19 protein-coding genes are annotated in these 17,461 nt (G+C 41.4%); 7 read left to right on the forward strand and 12 right to left on the reverse strand.

Features of this window, described 5'->3' with window-relative positions:
* Positions 1-528: 528 nt before the first annotated feature.
* From MKL36_RS16105 to MKL36_RS16125, 5 genes are all read left to right on the forward strand, one after another.
* Positions 529-1,974 carry a cytochrome ubiquinol oxidase subunit I gene (locus MKL36_RS16105; RefSeq protein WP_000052002.1) on the forward strand — a complete coding sequence of 482 codons (1,446 nt, stop codon included), beginning with the start codon at positions 529-531 and terminating at the stop codon, positions 1,972-1,974.
* Entirely contained in the window at positions 1,967-2,971 is a 1,005-nt protein-coding gene (cydB, locus tag MKL36_RS16110; RefSeq protein WP_000566431.1) for a cytochrome d ubiquinol oxidase subunit II, read from the forward strand. The genes MKL36_RS16105 and cydB overlap by 8 nt, the downstream gene beginning before the upstream one ends.
* A gap of 14 nt (positions 2,972-2,985) precedes the next feature.
* Complete coding sequence (locus tag MKL36_RS16115) at positions 2,986-3,120, forward strand: hypothetical protein (RefSeq protein ID WP_000749814.1); 135 nt, start codon at positions 2,986-2,988, stop codon at positions 3,118-3,120.
* A 98-nt stretch (positions 3,121-3,218) separates the two neighbouring features.
* Positions 3,219-4,637 (forward strand): aminotransferase-like domain-containing protein, encoded by a 1,419-nt coding sequence (locus MKL36_RS16120; protein WP_021510711.1) that lies wholly within the window; start codon positions 3,219-3,221, stop codon positions 4,635-4,637.
* A 97-nt stretch (positions 4,638-4,734) separates the two neighbouring features.
* On the forward strand, positions 4,735-5,652 hold the full coding sequence (locus MKL36_RS16125) for a LysR family transcriptional regulator (RefSeq protein ID WP_021510710.1): 918 nt from the start codon (positions 4,735-4,737) through the stop codon (positions 5,650-5,652).
* 49 nt (positions 5,653-5,701) lie between these two features.
* Here MKL36_RS16125 and madM read toward each other — a convergent pair whose 3' ends face one another.
* The 10 genes from madM to gcvA all read right to left on the reverse strand — a co-directional run bounded on the left by madM (position 5,702) and on the right by gcvA (position 14,034).
* On the reverse strand, positions 5,702-6,466 hold the full coding sequence (madM, locus tag MKL36_RS16130; protein WP_000229914.1) for a malonate transporter subunit MadM: 765 nt from the start codon (positions 6,464-6,466) through the stop codon (positions 5,702-5,704).
* Positions 6,459-6,878 (reverse strand): malonate transporter subunit MadL, encoded by a 420-nt coding sequence (gene madL, locus MKL36_RS16135; protein ID WP_000587906.1) that lies wholly within the window; start codon positions 6,876-6,878, stop codon positions 6,459-6,461. Before madL ends, madM begins: the two co-directional genes overlap by 8 nt.
* A 48-nt stretch (positions 6,879-6,926) precedes the next feature.
* A complete protein-coding gene (mdcH, locus tag MKL36_RS16140) occupies positions 6,927-7,865 on the reverse strand; it encodes a malonate decarboxylase subunit epsilon (protein ID WP_021510709.1) in 939 nt (312 codons plus the stop codon).
* Between the two features lie 12 nt (positions 7,866-7,877).
* Complete coding sequence (locus MKL36_RS16145; protein WP_021510708.1) at positions 7,878-8,486, reverse strand: malonate decarboxylase holo-ACP synthase; 609 nt, start codon at positions 8,484-8,486, stop codon at positions 7,878-7,880.
* Positions 8,477-9,304 (reverse strand): biotin-independent malonate decarboxylase subunit gamma, encoded by an 828-nt coding sequence (gene mdcE, locus MKL36_RS16150; RefSeq protein WP_021510707.1) that lies wholly within the window; start codon positions 9,302-9,304, stop codon positions 8,477-8,479. Before mdcE ends, MKL36_RS16145 begins: the two co-directional genes overlap by 10 nt.
* The gene (locus tag MKL36_RS16155) at positions 9,301-10,152 is read right to left on the reverse strand and encodes a biotin-independent malonate decarboxylase subunit beta (RefSeq protein WP_000129847.1); all 852 of its coding nucleotides are present in this window, start codon (positions 10,150-10,152) and stop codon (positions 9,301-9,303) included. The genes mdcE and MKL36_RS16155 overlap by 4 nt, the downstream gene beginning before the upstream one ends.
* On the reverse strand, positions 10,145-10,444 hold the full coding sequence (locus MKL36_RS16160; protein WP_000448953.1) for a malonate decarboxylase subunit delta: 300 nt from the start codon (positions 10,442-10,444) through the stop codon (positions 10,145-10,147). The genes MKL36_RS16155 and MKL36_RS16160 overlap by 8 nt, the downstream gene beginning before the upstream one ends.
* Positions 10,445-10,446: 2 nt before the next feature.
* Positions 10,447-11,331: a triphosphoribosyl-dephospho-CoA synthase gene (locus MKL36_RS16165; RefSeq protein ID WP_000968293.1), complete on the reverse strand. Its 885-nt coding sequence runs from the start codon at positions 11,329-11,331 to the stop codon at positions 10,447-10,449.
* Positions 11,331-13,010, reverse strand: coding sequence for a malonate decarboxylase subunit alpha (gene mdcA, locus MKL36_RS16170; protein WP_021510706.1), 1,680 nt, complete (start codon positions 13,008-13,010; stop codon positions 11,331-11,333). Before mdcA ends, MKL36_RS16165 begins: the two co-directional genes overlap by 1 nt.
* A 109-nt stretch (positions 13,011-13,119) precedes the next feature.
* Complete coding sequence (gene gcvA, locus MKL36_RS16175) at positions 13,120-14,034, reverse strand: transcriptional regulator GcvA (protein WP_002133129.1); 915 nt, start codon at positions 14,032-14,034, stop codon at positions 13,120-13,122.
* Positions 14,035-14,218: 184 nt separating this feature from the next.
* Between gcvA and MKL36_RS16180 the strand changes: the two genes are divergently transcribed.
* Complete coding sequence (locus tag MKL36_RS16180; protein ID WP_000905137.1) at positions 14,219-14,893, forward strand: cupin domain-containing protein; 675 nt, start codon at positions 14,219-14,221, stop codon at positions 14,891-14,893.
* A 9-nt stretch (positions 14,894-14,902) separates the two neighbouring features.
* Positions 14,903-16,090 (forward strand): MFS transporter, encoded by a 1,188-nt coding sequence (locus MKL36_RS16185; RefSeq protein ID WP_000941175.1) that lies wholly within the window; start codon positions 14,903-14,905, stop codon positions 16,088-16,090.
* Positions 16,091-16,098: 8 nt separating this feature from the next.
* Here MKL36_RS16185 and MKL36_RS16190 read toward each other — a convergent pair whose 3' ends face one another.
* Complete coding sequence (locus MKL36_RS16190; protein WP_000060343.1) at positions 16,099-16,692, reverse strand: GNAT family N-acetyltransferase; 594 nt, start codon at positions 16,690-16,692, stop codon at positions 16,099-16,101.
* Between the two features lie 42 nt (positions 16,693-16,734).
* On the reverse strand, positions 16,735-17,370 hold the full coding sequence (locus MKL36_RS16195; protein WP_021510705.1) for an FMN-binding negative transcriptional regulator: 636 nt from the start codon (positions 17,368-17,370) through the stop codon (positions 16,735-16,737).
* Between the last annotated feature and the right edge of the window lie 91 nt (positions 17,371-17,461).

The following is a 17,461-nucleotide window of genomic DNA, read 5'->3' on the forward strand; positions in this document are numbered from 1 at the left end:
ATAAAATCTAAAACAGCGTTCACATTATGTCTTGAAAGTTGATTTAGGTTGGCGGTAAATCCTGTTCATTTTTATTTTGAACTTTAGAGGACTGGATATATAGCTACAGATGATTGAAAAAAAACTATAGCACGCTATCAAAACACGGTTTAACTGTTATAGTTTTATAAAAAATTTCTGTATCTACATATACAAATACAGTGAGTGCATGATTAAGAAAACTTCTTAAGGTAGGTAGTTTTCATGAGACGATCTATTGCATATCGCCAGATATTTCATCAATGTTTCAATGCAACATGTATTTTTACAAATGCAACATCAAGCCTAAACTTTGTTAACAGATTGAGAACAATCAATCGTTCTATTCTCTTGAAATATCAAGCAATTATGTTGCTTTACCCTGTTGGCACTTTACTTGCTAAGAACATTTATCACAGAAGTAAGCCTAATTGCCAAAGTACTTTTTTGCCTGAAATTAAGTAGTTAAATCATTTAATCATCATCAGCTAGTTCACAGGGGGAAAGTTTATGAGCCTCGGTCTAACCGCTTTAGAATTAGCACGAATACAATTTGCTTTTACAGTATCCTTCCATATTATTTTTCCGGCCACTTCTATTGGACTTGCCTGTTTTTTGGCAGTTTTGGAATGGAAATGGTTAAGAACGCAAAACCCTATCTATAAAGATCTATTTAAATACTGGATTAAGATCTTTGCCGTTGCGTTTGGTATGGGAGTTGTTTCCGGTGTCGTGATGAGCTATCAGTTTGGTACCAACTGGAGTGAATTTTCACGAGTAGCAGGAAGCATTACTGGTCCTTTACTTACCTATGAAGTCTTGAGTGCCTTCTTCTTAGAAGCAGGTTTCTTAGGAATCATGCTGTTTGGTTGGGGCCGTGTTGGTCCTAGAGCCCATTTCTTTGCAACGCTTATGGTTGCCATCGGAACATGTATTTCGATGTTCTGGATTTTATCGTCCAATAGCTGGATGCAAACACCGCAAGGTTTTGCCATCGAAAATGGCATTATTGTGCCAAAAGACTGGCTAGCTATTGTCTTCAACCCGTCCTTCCCTTACCGCTTTGCACATATGGGTGCTGCTGCCTTCTTGGTTTCATCTTTATTGGTAGTGGGAACATCTGCTTGGCACTTGGTAAAAGGCCGTCGTGATGAATTGGTGAAAAAATCATTCTCGATGGGTTTATGGATGGTACTTGTGACTTCTTGTTTACAAGTGGTGATCGGCGATAACCACGGTTTAAATACTCGTGAGCATCAGCCTGCCAAACTTGCTGCTATGGAAGGCCACTGGGAAACTAATCATAACGAGCCTATGCCACTACTGTTATTTGCCATTCCGGATATGAAAGAAGAACGAAATCACTTTGAAGTGGGCGTTCCATATTTGGGTAGCTTAATTTTGACTCACAGTTTAGATGGACAAGTGACTGGCTTAAAAGAATTCGCACCTGAAGACCGTCCGAACTCGACCATTATTTTCTGGAGTTTCCGTGTCATGGTGGGTCTTGGCGTCCTTATGGTCACCTTATCACTCATTGCTCTTTGGTTACGTAAAAGAGGAAAACTCTATGAAACATCATGGTTTCATAAATTTGCTGTAGTGATGGGGCCTGCAGGTTATGTGGCAATGCTGGCTGGTTGGATCACTACCGAAGTAGGCCGTCAACCTTGGGTAGTATATGGCATTATGCGAACCAAAGATGGTTTATCGCATACTGTTTCGGCAGATCAGGTGGGTCTAAGTCTCTTTATTTTTGTGGTGGTGTATACCATCGTTTTTGGTAGTGGAATTTACTACACCTTAAAACTCATTAATAAAGGCCCTGTATTTATCGACACGCCAAATATGGAAGCAGGCGGCGTAGGACACTTTAAAACACCGATGCGTCCACTTAGTGCAGTTGATGAAAATATTGACAGCAAACAAAACTCTGGGGAGAACCGTCATGATTGATCTTTCTTTAATATGGGTCGGTATTATCGGTTTAGGTGTTTTAATTTACGTGGTCATGGATGGCTTTGACTTAGGAATCGGGATTATGTTCCCCTTCATTAAGAATAGCCAAGAACGTGACGTGATGATGAATACCGTCGCTCCTGTCTGGGATGGTAATGAAACCTGGATGGTACTTGGGGGTGCTGGCCTGTATGCAGCCTTCCCGCTGGTCTATTCAACGGTTTTATCTGCGCTCTACCTGCCTATTATTTTCATGGTCATTGCCTTGATTTTCCGTGGGGTTGCTTTTGAATTCCGTTTTAAAGCTCATCGGACCAAACACCTTTGGGACTTAGCTTTTATTTGGGGTTCGGTTTTAACGAGCTTCCTCCAAGGGATTATTTTAGGGGCCTATATTCAAGGGATTAAAACCGAAAACGGTATTTTTGCCGGTGGCCCTTTTGACTGGCTTACTGCATTCTCCATTTTCACAGGTATTGGTGTAGTTGCCATGTATGCCACTTTAGGCTGTGGTTGGCTCATTTTAAAAACTGAAAAAGGCTTGCAGCAACGTATGTATGAGCTGATGCCAAAGTTAATTATTGCGCTGCTCATTATCTTTGGTGCCGTCAGTTTATATACGCCGTTAACACACCCCGAAATTGCAGATCGCTGGTTCTCTTTACCAAATCTGTTTTATTTTAGTCCAGTGCCTATTTTGGTCTTACTATTTGTTGGCCTGATTTTATCGGCATGTAAAAAACAGCAAGACCACAAACCATTTATATATACCTTGGCATTGGTCTTCCTTGCCTTTACTGGTTTTGTGATTAGTTTGTGGCCAAATATCATTCCACCATCAGTTACGATTTGGCAAGCGGCAGCGCCTCATTCCAGCCAAATGTTTGCTTTAGTGGGTGCGCTTATTTTGATTCCAATCATTATTACTTACACCATTGTGTCTTACTGGGTATTCCGTGACAAAGTTCGTGTAGGTGATGAAGGTTATCATTAAGGTACGGGGGTGTTATGAAAAAGTCGTCAGTTAAACTCAGTCAAACCCAATGGTTTATTCTGTTATGGCTTGGTGGTTTTTTAGCCTTAGCTGTGATTGCAGGTTTGTTTAAAGTGATATTGATTTATGCTGCCCCTTACTTAAAGTAAACCCATCCTTATAAACAAATGCCGTTTGTAGATTCTGCAAGCGGCATTTATTATTGGTTCATTGCATCTTTTATTTTGTTATTTCGTGCAGCCCATACATGTATAAATCAGAACAACTCGCCCATAGCATTCGCCAACTTATTGAAAGCGGCACTTTAAATGCACATGAGAAATTACCGTCATTAAGAGATCAGGTCCATCGTTCTGGTTTTAGTTTAATGACTGTGATGAATGCTTATCAGGAGCTTGAATCACAAGGTCTGATCTATTCAAAGGAAAAGTCTGGCTATTTTGTTGCCGAGCAAATTGCACTTAAACCACTGGAACAATATTCGGTCGTTTCACTCAATTCTAAAATTGAAATTAATTCTTTAGTTTTTAAATATCTTAAATCGATTCAACATGAGTCTGTTATACCTTTTGGTTCAGCTTTTCCTGATAGTCAACTTTTAGCTGCTCCCAAACTTATTCAAATTATGGGGCAACTTGCACGGCAAAAGCAAAGCTATGACCAAACAGCAAGCCTACCTCCCGGTAATTTAGCGTTAAGAAAACTGATTGCTCAGCGCTACTGTATGCAAGGCATACAGACCGATCCAGATGACATTGTCATTACATCCGGAGGATTAGATGCACTCAATCTTTCTTTACAAGCAGTAGCCAAACCGGGTGACTATATTCTATTGCAACAAACCGTGTTTTACGGTGCTTGGCAGGCTGCTGAACGTTTAGGACTTAAGGTCATTACCATTCCCGAACATCCACAACATGGTTTTGACCTAGAGGCTTTTGAACAGGTTATTCATACATATCCAATTAAAGTATGTTGGCTCATGTTAAATAGCCACAACCCGATCGGGTTTACGGTCAGTGATGAGATTAAATATAAAATTGCCAAACTGCTTCATGAACACCAAATTTACTTAATTGAAGATGATGTCTATGAAGAGCTTTATTATGGCGGGCAAAAACCACTTTCGATGAAGTACTTTGACCAACAAAATCTGGTACTGCACTGCTCTTCATTTTCTAAAACTTTAGGGGCAGGTTTTCGGGTAGGTTGGGTCTATGCGGGTAAGTTTTCAGATCATATCCAACACTTGCAGCTCATGAGTACTATTTCAGTGAATGCACTCATCCAAAATGCCTTGGTTGAGTTCTTGTCTCATCATCATTATGAAAAGCATTTGCGCACACTTAGACTTTCACTTGAACGTTATAAAAAGCAGTTTTACCACTATTTGAAGCAACATCTGCCCGCGATCTGTGAGATTTATTATTACCCAAGCGGTTATTTTCTATGGGTTAAATTGCCTCATAAACTCGATAGCATGCAAATTTATGAAGAACTCATCCAACAAGATATTGGTGTTGCGCCAAGCCCACTCTTTAGTGTTTTACCCGCACAGCAGCATTATTTAAGAATCAATTGTTCTTTTGAGTGGAACGAAAAAATTCAAACTGCTTTAGATCAAGTCATCAAAACCATTCAACAAAGGGTCGAAGCAAGCCTGTAAAGTGATGCTTCGACCTAAGCACAATTTTAAAGTATTTAATTTATGATAGTTTCATCTTAAAGCGCGATTTTAAGGGTAAGAATATCTGGATGTTAATATGGAAATAGATGAAGAACTGACTCTTAAAAAAATACAGATTTTTTTGGCCTTTATGCGCTGTGGCAATTTGTCTAAAACCGCGGCAGAAATGCAACTGAGTAATGTCAGTGTTCATAAAGCACTACACTCTTTAGAAAGCGCTTTACGTTGTCCTCTTTTTAAAAATGAAGGCCGTAACCTCATTCCTTTAAAAAGTGCTTATGTATTTGAAGAACGGGCGCAAAAAATCGTACAAGACATTTTTATCACCGTAAATAAAACCAGAGAAGCCGCTGGCTTTGCAGCCAAGGTTTTACATTTAGGGTCTCTTTATTCTTTGACGGTAAATACGATTCCAAATGTGATTAGCGGTCTCAAACTCAGACGTAGTGAGCTTGATATTCAACTGTTGCTGAGTTCAAATCAGGATTTGGTGAAAAAGCTCAAAGCAACTGAGCTGGATGCAATGATTGTAGCTTTAAATGAAACCACTCAAGATGATGACTTTGAAATTTTGCCGATGTTTTCAGACGATATCTTTCTGGCAGTCAATAAAGATTCAAAATATGCTGAGTTTAAAGATATTGATTTAAGCCTTTTAAAAGAAGAAACTTTTTTAACTTTAACCAAGGGTTTTGCAACTCATAACGACAGCGACATCATTTTTAAAAAAGCCGGTTTTTCACCTAAAGTTGCTTTGCAGGTCAATGATATTTTTACCTTAATTAGTATGGTTAGCTCAGGTGTAGGTTTCGCACTATTACCTGGTCGTATTTCTGCGGTTTATGAAAGTTCGGTAAAACTTATTCCGCTAAAACAGCAATACCACATGCAACAAGAAATCGGTCTGGTCTTCTTAAAAAGTAAAGAACGCGACCCAAACTTACTTGCTCTGATTGCTGAATGTCGTATGTTTGCATCTAACTTTAAAAGATAGAAGCTGCTGCGAATAACAACAGCTCTTTTGCCTGATTATAAAATACGTATTAACCCACCAAAGCTTTAACCGCAAAGAACAGAATAGTTGGACCCATTAAGCAACCAAGGCCCGTATGAAAAGTTGCTGTAAGTGCACCGTAAGGCACTAAACGGCGGTCTGTAGCAGCTAAACCAGCTGACACGCCACTTACCGTTCCTGCCAAACCGCCAAAAATCATCGCAGAACGTGGATTGTCTAATCCCATAAATTTCGCAGTGAGTGGTGTTGAAACCATTACACAGATTGCTTTCACTAAGCCCGTTGCAATTGATAACGCCATGACCTCAGAACTTGCGCCAATTGCAGCTCCAGTCACTGGCCCAACAATGTAAGTCACTGCACCTGCGCCAATTGTGGTAATACTTACCGCATCGCGATAGCCAAAAATCCACGCAAACATACAACCGACAATAAATGGCAAAATGGTCCCGAGAAATAAAGAGAAGGCACCAATAAATCCAGCTTTTTTGGCCTCAGTCGCTTGTACTTCAAATGCTGTGGCTACAATAGTAAAGTCACGAAGCATTGCACCGCCCATGAGTCCTACACCTGTAAAAAGTGCAAGGTCGGTCAAGCCTTTTTCACCACCTGTCATTTTTCCGCCAAACCATGCCAAAATCAAACCAATTACAATCGCAATTGCTGAAGCATGCACACGTCCATTGGTTAAATATTTAGAGAGCTTGGTCGACAGCCACATAATTAAGGCAATTAAAGCAAAAGCTGTAATTAAACCTAAATGTGTTAAGTCTTTTAATAATAATTCAACCATGAACTTTACCTCCGATTCGGTTTAAGGCTGTGTCCTCTTCTTCTTTAGGTAAAGGGCTGGCTTTGTTATATCGACTTAGACCAGCAATAGTGAGCGTACAAACTGCAACTGAGACTACAGCCGCAAAGAGTGCCATATGGCCACTCGATAATGCTGCCACTACATTTTGTTGGGCTGCCATAGCAACAACAACCGGGATATACATGGTGCCCCAGAATGAAACTCCTTTTTCAGTTTCAACTGTCATCATTCCACGTTTTTCCATCCATAACCGTATACAAATGAGTAAAATCATGGCGATACCCACGCCACCAACATTGGACTTTACACCCAATAAAACGCCTAATAGATCACCAGCAATTACACCAACCAAGGTGCAAAGTGCGAGTAAACCAACTCCATATATAATCATGACAATCCCTCATATCCTTGGATCATTTATGCTTTTGTAAAATCTGACTCAAAAAGAAAAACTATTTGCCTGTTCTTTTTGCATTGCCATCTGAATGCTGTCTAAACGTGTTCCCTGAAATGACAATACAGTTCCTTCTTTAAATGTTCGACGTGCAAGTGTAGTAAGCACCGTTCCCGGCAAAGCTTCGATCTGTAACCTCACACCTCGCTCCCATGCAGCTTGGATGGTACTTTCCCAATCTACAGTTCGACTCATATTAAAAGCCAAGTCATCACCAATCTGTTCTGGCCTGCTAAGCGTACGAGCCGTTGTACCACTTAAATAACGTATTTTAGGCTGCTTTAAAGTCACTCCCTCCATAGACGCTGCAAGTTGCTTTGCTTGCTGACTTAATAATTCACAGTGCGATGGCACCGATACATCTAATTTTTTTGCCACCACGCCTTGTTGCTTTGCCAAAACAGCAACTTGAGTCATGGCTTCAAAGCTTCCTGAAATAACAATCTGATTATGTGCATTAATATTTGCGACAAACACCTCTGGCGTTATTTCATAAATTTGTTTGACCCATGTTTCAACAGCTGCACGGTCTGTACCAATCAGGGCCGTCATACCATAGCCAGTTGGATAGGCGTTTTGCATGAGTTCACCTCGATAGGCAACCAAACGAACGGCATCCTCAAAGGCTAAAACTCCTGCTATAACCGCAGCCGACCATGCGCCAATTGATAGACCCGCTACATAATCAGGTGTTAAGTTTTCCGCTGTTAATAAAGCTGAACTCACCACACCTGAAATCAGTAAACAAAGCTGTACTGCACGTGTCGACTGCAATGCAGCCGGACTATCTAGCATCAAGACATCTTCTTTGAGTGCATCCGATGCACGCTCAAGGTATTCTTTAACCAGTGCGGTTTGAGGTAAATCGTGCAACATATTGCTTCTTTGCACACCTTGTCCCGGATATACCCAAATTGAAGCCATGATATCTATTCCCTAATTCCATGGGTTTTCTACTAAAACAGCACCCTCAGGACGTTTCAATAGAACTTTTCCGCTATCCCTAGTCCATTCTTTTAACGCCAAACCACCTTGTGGAAGTTGAAGCTGTATATCCACATTGAGCCCGGCTTGGTGAAAATTTTCGAGTAGCTCAATCGCCTGCTTTTTAGCAAAAGGTTGTTCAGCTCGAATCAACAAATCTATGTCACTTTGCTGGGTTACTGTTTTAATGCCCGTTGCTAGCTCAAACCCGAAACTTCCTGTATATCCCCAACATCCTGAAAAGTTTTTCATAATGCTAGAAATGCTCTGTAAACGTTCTGCCAAGTGTTTAAAGTGCCTTGGATTTACTTCAGCTAGTGCTTCGGGTTTAAGCTGTCTGCTAATTACAGATCTTGGCATTTGCGCTGCATATCGTTGATAGCGAAATTGTCCTCTTATACCCACAGCCACCTGATCTTCAGGAGTAATTTCCCGTCGAACCACAACAGGATCGCCTCGTAGTAACGCCTCTCTCACCCAAAGCGGAGCATCATCGGCTAAGCAATCAACCGTCATGCCCCACAGTAAATCATGGGCTTCGAGCCTAAGTTTCATGACCATTGCTCACGCAATAATTCACGGACTTTTTTAGACATTTGACGGTTTTGGCCGTGAAGTCTTTGTTCCAATCCGCTAGATTGATCAGCATTAATTTCTTTAAATGCTCGAGCAACTACCTGCTTCGCTAACGAAAGATCATCGTTTGTCGGTTGTTCAGGGTTTTCAACAGATAACAGTTCAGATAACAAACCAAGCGTGGCATAACTTTCAATGTCATAAGCCATTGGCGGAATGCTTGATGCCAATTGCTCTAACTCATCAACCGACCGCAAGGTAACGCGTGCAGCAGATTCCTTACCCATCGCATGCACCATAACACCTGAATCTTTTAAGGCAATAATACGATTGGCTTGGTATCCATGCGCCAAGAAAGCACCAGACATCGACTTACCAACCAATAAACTCACAATTGGATGACCTGCCAATCTAGCTCTAGCATAGCTATCTACTGCACCCGCTAAAGCTTGATGAATACCTAATAATTCTTCGCGGCGCCCATAGGCCTGACTTGGAACATCAACCAGACATAAAATCCCGCGTTTAGTTTCAGCCTGTGCATCGGCTTGAATCACCTCATCGACTGCTTTTGCCAAGCCCCAGCCTTCCAAGAGTCCAACTTCTCCTTGTTTTGCCCGTGGGAACAGATTATTGGTATCTTGCACAACGGTAATCACGCGCACCACTTGCTGATCAATCTGACCATCAGCCACCCAAATCGAAGCTGGAAAACCTTCAACTGTCTTAAAACCCTGCGTAAGTGCTTTAAACCAATGTGCACCACGAGTAGATGCTTTTAATGTATCAACGGCGATATTCATGCTTGCTCTCCTTGATACAAAGCTTGAACTTGTGCTGGGGTAATCTGCTCAGCAGTATCAACTTGTTGTAGCTTTTCTAAATAGAATGAGTAATTTGAACTACGATGCTGATGAGGTACGCCTTGAGTTAAATAATCGATGACTCGCTGACGAATTTTCTGGCGATCATCGTCTACATAAGCATCTGCCAAACCACTAGCAAACCGTTGGTTCCCGCCAGTAATACTCCATATAAATGGACGATCTTTGGCGTTATATTCTTGTACACCAGCTTCTTGTTCTATCACTTGTGGGCCATTTAGACCTAAACGTCCTTCTTGTGTCATTACAATATAGCTACATAGTCCAGCTGCAATTGACATACCGCCAAAACACCCTACACTACCAGCAACCACGGCAATCACGGGTTGATACTGACGTAAATTCACAATTGCAGCTTGAATCTCAGCAATTGCAGCCAAGCCCAGATTTGCTTCTTGTAAACGAACGCCACCCGTTTCCAACAATAAAATTGCAGCTGTTGGAATGCCTTTTAGATTGTCTTCAACCGCAAGTTCTAAGGCACCCGCAATTTTGGCACCGCCCACCTCACCTAAACTGCCACCTTGAAATAAGCCTTCAATAGAAATTAAAACCACTGGGCGTTCTTGAATAGATCCTTTTGCAATCACCACGCCATCATCGGCTTGCGGCACAATATTCTGTTTAACGAGCCAAGGCGACATAACACGGGCAAATGGGTCGAGTAACTCTCGAAAAGTCCCTTCATCTAATAATGCTTTAGCACGCTCTCTCGCACTCAGCTCAATAAAATCTTGTTTATTTAACAAGCTTTGAATATCAGTCATGAGCAATCTCCTCCAATGCTTGTTCCAGACGTAAGCGAACAACACCGGGAGTTGCACCAAAATCATGAATATCAATATTGACCGCTGGCGGTATTTGCGCAGTAAAAATCCGTTCAAAAAGATTGTGCCAACGTGCTGCACTGCCATCTACCGAAGTCACTACCTGAATAGAGGTCTTTCCCTTTTCACCGGGTTCCATCAAAATTTCTAAATCGCCAGAGCCTACACATCCTACTAGTGCTTTTTTTACAGGTGGCTCTGTGGCCACAAATTCAAAATGAAGTGTTTCCATAATCAAAATCCCTTTTTATTTTTTCCGGATAACTGCTCAGCACGATCTACAAATAGTGTTGCTGCCAACAAATCTGCGGCACCACCTGCAGAAGCTTTCATCCGAAGCAGATCAATCTCTAAAAGATGCAAAGCACGTCGGCCTTCCAAGCTTGAGCTGCCGCCCAAATCAAGTACTTGCTGTGCACCTTGTTGCATACGCTTTAAGCCAGATGTTCCCGAGCGATAAAGCACACAGGTATCGGTCAGATCGGTCATCATGGCAAGTAAAGCATCTAAACGAGCGAACTCTTCTTTCATGGGTTTACTACGACTTTGGTAAAGCTGTTTTAAGCCAAAATTTACGATGGTTGGAAAACCTTGTTGAGCCTGTTCTTTAGCACCTAAGATGCCTAATTTCTTTTGTACTTGCTGACCATGACTCAAAGCCTGCTTTGGAATAAAGCGATCTTCAAGCTGAGCAATCTGGCCTGCTAACTGGCATAGCTCAACAGCAGAAAAGTACTGTTGATTCGTGTGCGCTAATGCTGATGCGGTAACCATTAAACCCAAGGCCCAAATTGCACCGCGGTGTGTATTTACACCATCTGTTGCCAACATCATGGTCTTTTCACCTTGGCGACCGATTTCTCCAATGTCTTCACGCAAAGCTAAACAGACTTTTCCATGATGTTTTGCAACTTGAGCCATTTCCTCAAACATAGGCCCTAAACTTTTCGCAGAGCGCTCCATTAACTCCAAAGTCAGATCATCATGTGCACCACTGCCACGGCGATCTACCAAAGCTGGTTTCGGTGTCAGATTAACTTCATCAATTAACGCTTCGACTGCCATATCTGCCAAAAGCTGATTATCGCTGAGCGTTTGATATTGAACTTGTGCCATCATTACCAACTCCTGAATTTTGCAGGTGGTTGATATAAGCCATCTGACCATGTCACCAAGTCGGCAATATTTTTTGCAGCTAAAAGTTCACGTGTTGCATCGGTGCGACGAATACCTAAATCTTCAGGGAATACCACCAAGCCTTCACTTCTTAAACGTGCTGTTGTTTTTGGGTCTTGAGTTAAACCAATACTGGTCACACCTGCCACCGCAGCAATCATGGCTTGGCGCTCTTCTTGGCTGCTTGCTTTATATAGATAAGCAATGCCTTCTTCAGTCAGTAAATGGGTCACATCATCGCCATAAATCATGATCGGGGCTAAAGGCAAACCTGCGGTTTTAGCAACATCAATCGCATCGAGACGATCTACAAAAGTTGGCTTGCCACCCTCTTGGAAGGTTTCCACCATTTGTACAACTAACTTTTTACCACGTGCCAAATAAGTTTCGGTTTCATTGGCACCTTGCAAACGCATATCTAACCATGCAGGTGTATCATGACGACGTCCGCGTGGATCATGCCCCATGTTTGGTGCACCACCGAAACCAGCCAAACGACCTTTGGTGACAGTTGAAGAATGGCCCATACCATCAACTTGCAAAGTTGCGCCAATAAATAGATCAACGGCGTACTGACCTGCGAGCTGACACATCATGCGGTTGGAACGTAAAGCGCCATCACGACCTGTAAAGAAAACATCGGGACGAGCAGCAACATATTTTTCCATACCGAGTTCGGTACCAAAACAATGCACGCTTTCAACCCAACCTGTTTCAATCGCTGGAATTAAGGTCGGATGCGGATTTAGTGTCCAGTTTCGGCAGATTTTTCCTTTTAAACCTAAAGATTCACCATAGGTCGGTAAAATCAGTTCAATTGCCGCAGTGTTAAAACCAATACCATGGTTTAATGATTGCACATTATGCTTTTCATAAATTCCGCGAATTGCCATCATCGCCATAAGCACATGCACTGGCTTAATGTGTTTCGGGTCACGAGTAAATAACGGTTCGATATAAAATGGCTGATCCGCCACCACCACATAATCAACCCAAGAAGCAGGAATATCGACACGGGGTAACTCTGAGACGTCATCGACCAGTTCATTGACCTGAACAATCACGATACCGTCACTAAAAGCAGCAGGTTCAATAAGTGCTGGAGAATCTTCGGTACTTGGACCTGTATAGATATTGCCTTGGCGGTCTGCCATAAAGCCCGCTGAGAGCACCACATTTGGAATGAGGTCGACTACCAAACGTGAATATAGTTCGATATAGGTATGAATCGCACCAATCTCTAGTAAACCATCTTCAATTAACTGACTAATACGCAAACTTTGTGGGCCAGCAAAAGAAAAATCGAGTTTACGCGCAATGCCTTTTTCAAACAGATCAAGATGTTCCGAGCGCCCAACGCTCGGCATGATCATATGCAAATCATGCAAAATATCTGGATTGGTTTGTGCTAAAGAGCGCGAAAGGAAATCTGCCTGCTTTTGGTTATTCCCTTCGAGTACAACTTTGTCACCCGGTGTAATCAGGGTTTCTAAAACTTTAATAATGTCCTGAGTTGGGATTACCACACCATCGGTATATTGGTTTGCCATCTCTAGTTTTAGTTGTTTGGCATGACGCCGCTTTGTCCATAACCGTTCTTTATTCTGAACTGATCCTTCCATGTACTTACCTATAGATCGCAGTTTTATTCTGAATCTATAAAAACGCTTTATGGAATTTCGATCAATCAACCTATATCGTTAGTTATTAACTTCAGGTTAATGATTAATTTTATATTCGATGAATTTCTTCAAAAAACCAATCTAGGCAGATTTTGACTTTAGGTAAATTTGCGTATTGTGGTCGGTACACCAAATAATAAGAAAAGGGCGATGAGAAGTTAATTTGAGGAAATAATCGTATCAAACGCCCAGTTTGTATATCTTTTTGCACCATAACACTACGCGCTAACGCAACACCATGTCCTTCCATTGCAGCCTGTAAAACGGCTGATGAACTGTTAATTTGCATACCACGACGAATATTGATGTTATCCACACCCACACTTTTTAGCCAAGATTGCCACCCTGGAAACTGTTGATGTTTTTCCATCGAAAGGTCATGAATTAAAGTGATATTTTTTAGATCGTTCGGCGTTAAGAGCGATGAGTGTTCATTTAAAAATGCGGGCGAGCATACCGGATAAACCTCTTCATCCATAAGTTTAACGGCTTCTAAACCTTGCCATTGTCCTTGACCATATCTGACACCCACATCGACTTTTTGTTCTAAAAAATCTACGGTTTTCAAGTTAATGTCTAAACGAATATCAATATCTGGATATTGTTTTTGAAAATGATCAATTCTTGGTAATAGCCATTTTTCGGCAAATGCTGGACTGACCGCAATATTAAGCACACCTGATAGAGAATCTTGTTTTAATTTCTCCAAAGCCAAAGTGAGCTTATCAAAACCCGCCCGAATATCCGGTAAAACCGACTCAGCCAGTTCGGTAGCAACCAGCCGATTTTTGCCATTCGTTTGCCGATGAAATAAAGGAAAACCTAACCAATCTTCAAGTGTACGTACCAATTGCCCCACTGCGGCGGGAGTCACATTCAACTCTTTTGCCGCAGCAGAAAAACTTTTGTGTCGTGCACTGGCTTCAAAAGCACGAAGTGCATTGAGATAAACTGGTGAATTCATAACGCTAAAGATTTTCTTTATTGGCTAAGTAGATTATCTCATTTGTACATATAAATCTTTATTTCTAAAATGCTCTGTAATCTATTCATAATGATTAAATTTTTACATCTTGAGTAGGCTTGCTCACTCACTTTATTTATTTTGTTATTGAATAAAGAGAATTGCCTTTAGGAGGAGAGTATTCATGTTGATCCATGCTGATTTTTCACAGGCTGTGATTGTCAAACCTGAAGACTATCACTGGGTGAAATCTCCCCGTGGGGAAGTTGATCGTGTCATGCTCGATCGTATTGGCGATGAAATAGCTCGTGCAACTAGTTTGGTGAAATATGCGCCCCATACAACCTTCCCTGAACATCGGCATCATCATGGTGAAGAAATCCTCGTACTTTCAGGCGTATTTACTGAAAATCAAAATCTGCACTACTCCGCTGGATGGTATTTACGGAGTCCCCATCAGTCAGTACACCAACCATCGAGTGAAGAAGGTACATTGATTTTTGTCAAACTTATGCAAATTCCTATGTCAGAAACTCAAGCTTTACGAATCAATACCAACGACCCAGCACAATGGCAAAAAATAGATTCGCGTTTAATTTGCACATTAATTGATGCAAGTTATGAACACACTTATTTAGAAAAACTCAAGCCGCAGCAACTTTTTATTGAAGAAGCTGAGGGTGGAATCGAAATTTTGATTACCCAAGGTCAGTTGGTTGATAAAGAAATGGTTTTTGACGCTGGAACATGGATACGCCTACCTCCAAAAACACTTGCCTATTTTCAAGCTGGTTTGTCTGGCGCTTCTCTTTATGTAAAAACTGGACACCTAGCCTCAGCCATTGCGGAATATAATTAAAGGCTCTTTATGCTTCAAAATACTATGCACCGCCAAGTATTAATTTTGGCGAGTTCCCAATCCCTTTTCCAAACCGTTTCTGTCATGGTCATGACCATTGGTGGCTTGGCTGGGGCAAATATTGCAAATACCCCAACACTTGCAACGCTGCCCATCGCATCTATGTTTTTGGGTACGGCTTTAATGATGTTCCCTGCCTCAATATTAATGGCACATATTGGACGGCGTAACGGTTTTCTATTCGGTGCTTTTTTAGGTGTGCTCGGCGGCATTATCGCATCAATTGGTATTTTTTATAGTTCACTCATGCTTCTGGCTCTGGGTACGCTATGTGTCGGGGCCTATCAATCCTTTGCTCAGTTTTACCGTTTTGCTGCCAGTGAAGTGGCAAATGATGCGTTCCGCTCACGCGCTATTTCTTGGGTGATGGCAGGTGGAATTGTTGCAGCACTGATTGGTCCGACTTTAGCCCGTTTTGGTGGACCCTTATTCCAGCATTTAGAATATATCGGTTCATTTTTAATTATTAGTATCATCTCACTTGTGGCAATGGGCATTTTATCTAGCTTACATATAGCTGATACAGTTGAGCAAAAGTCTGACTTTACTGCTGGTCGTCCATGGCAACAGATTGTCTTTCAACCCACCTATTTAGTTGCTTTATTTGGCGCAATAACAGGTTATGGCATCATGATTTTAGGTATGACTGCCACACCCATTGCCATGCGACATTCACACCATGAACTTGGGTCAATTACGACAGTCATTCAGCTACATGTGCTTGGTATGTTTCTGCCTTCATTCTTTACTGGAAACTTAATTACTCGCTTTGGTGTGCTTAAAATCATGTTTGCAGGTCTTTTATTATTTGTCTGCTATATCGGATTTGCTCTCTCAGGTATTCAGTTCACATCTTTTGCTATTTCTTTAATTTTATTAGGTGTGGGATGGAACTTTTTATTTATTGGCAGTACTTCTTTACTCACAGGAACTTATTCTGTGGCTGAAAAAGCCAAGGCCCAAGCTATTAACGATATGACTGTTTTTGTTGTCGGTTTGATTTGTTCGTTTAGTGCAGGTGCTTTACTGGATTTATTTGGCTGGAAAGCAATGAATATGGCTTTAATACCATGGTTGGTGATTGCCGCAGCTTCTCTCTTTTGGCTAAGCCAAAAAAGAGAAAAACAGCTTGCTTAAAATTCCTTTTAACGCGGTTTATTCAATAACCATTCCAAATTTTGGCGAACCGCAGGCCACTCATGTTTTAAAATACTGTAAACATGAGTGTCCCGCAAAATATCATCTTTCACAATTTGATGACTTCTTAGCACACCATCGAGCTTTGCACCCAAGCGTACAATCGCGGCTTGGCTTTGAACATTTAATGAAGATGTGCGTAACTCAACCGCAATACAGTTTAAAGTCTCAAATGCATGAGCTAGCAATAGTTTTTTACATTCAGTATTTACAGGCGTACGCTGTGCAGACTTTCGGTACCATGTCGAACCAATTTCTACACGGCGATGCGCTTCTTCAATATGCATGAGTGTTGTCATGCCCAGCGCTCGTCCCGTTTTTCGGTCTTCAATATAAAAAGGCAACATAGAGCCGGATTTTTGCAAATCAAGACGTCTTTCAATTTCAGCAGTCATCTGTTCAGGTCTTGGCACACGGGTATACCAAAGATTATAGAGCTCCCCATCGCAAACGGCCTCTTTGAGCGCTTCAGCTTGAGTTACATCTAGCGGCTTTAAAATAACGTGCTCACCCACTAATTCAACAGGTGTAGTCAAAGACATCTTTATCTCCTCAATTGATATTAAGCTTTTATATATTCAAAATTATTTATTTAAATCAGCCACACTGTACATGGCATTCGCTATAGTTTGATGACCAGATTTCGATAGGCCATCTGCCGCGCCTAAAATGTCTCGGCGTTCTTTGTTTTGCCCAAGTTTTGATTTTCCTTGCAGCTTGGTAATTTCAATCTCAATACCTACAATGGCTTTTAACATCAGTTCAAGATAATCCTTTGGTGCATCGGACATTTTCCATGGTTCAGGTTGAGATGCTTCATGAGTACGGGTTAAACGAGCCACTACACCACGAACATAACGCTCATCATCTCGAATCGTCACTTTGCCATAAGCATGCACAACCCTATAGTTCCATGTGGGTACTTGTCTGTGCTGTTCATGTTTAGATGGATACCAGTTTGGTGAAATATACGCATCGCCTGCTTGAAAAATGACCAACACCTCATCTCCATTTTTAATGTCCTGCCAAACAGAATTATTTCGTGACACATGGGCATGTAGCATGCCAAATTCCCCTTCATTTGCCTGCAACTCGAATGGAAGATGATTTGCATCTAAGCCCTTACTTCCATGCGTAAAAAGCACTCCAAATGGATAGTCTGCAATAAGAGAATGCAATACATCCAAACGGTTTTCTGCAAAATCATCAGGGATATACATGGCTAAAAACCTCGCTGTAAATATCAGGGTTATTTATATTTTGTGTTGTAAATTTTCTGGTTTATGTGGTTTATTAAAAAGAACCACTTTG

It is taken from the genome of Acinetobacter sp. AOR12_HL (assembly GCF_027855275.1).
Taxonomy (GTDB): domain Bacteria; phylum Pseudomonadota; class Gammaproteobacteria; order Pseudomonadales; family Moraxellaceae; genus Acinetobacter; species Acinetobacter baumannii.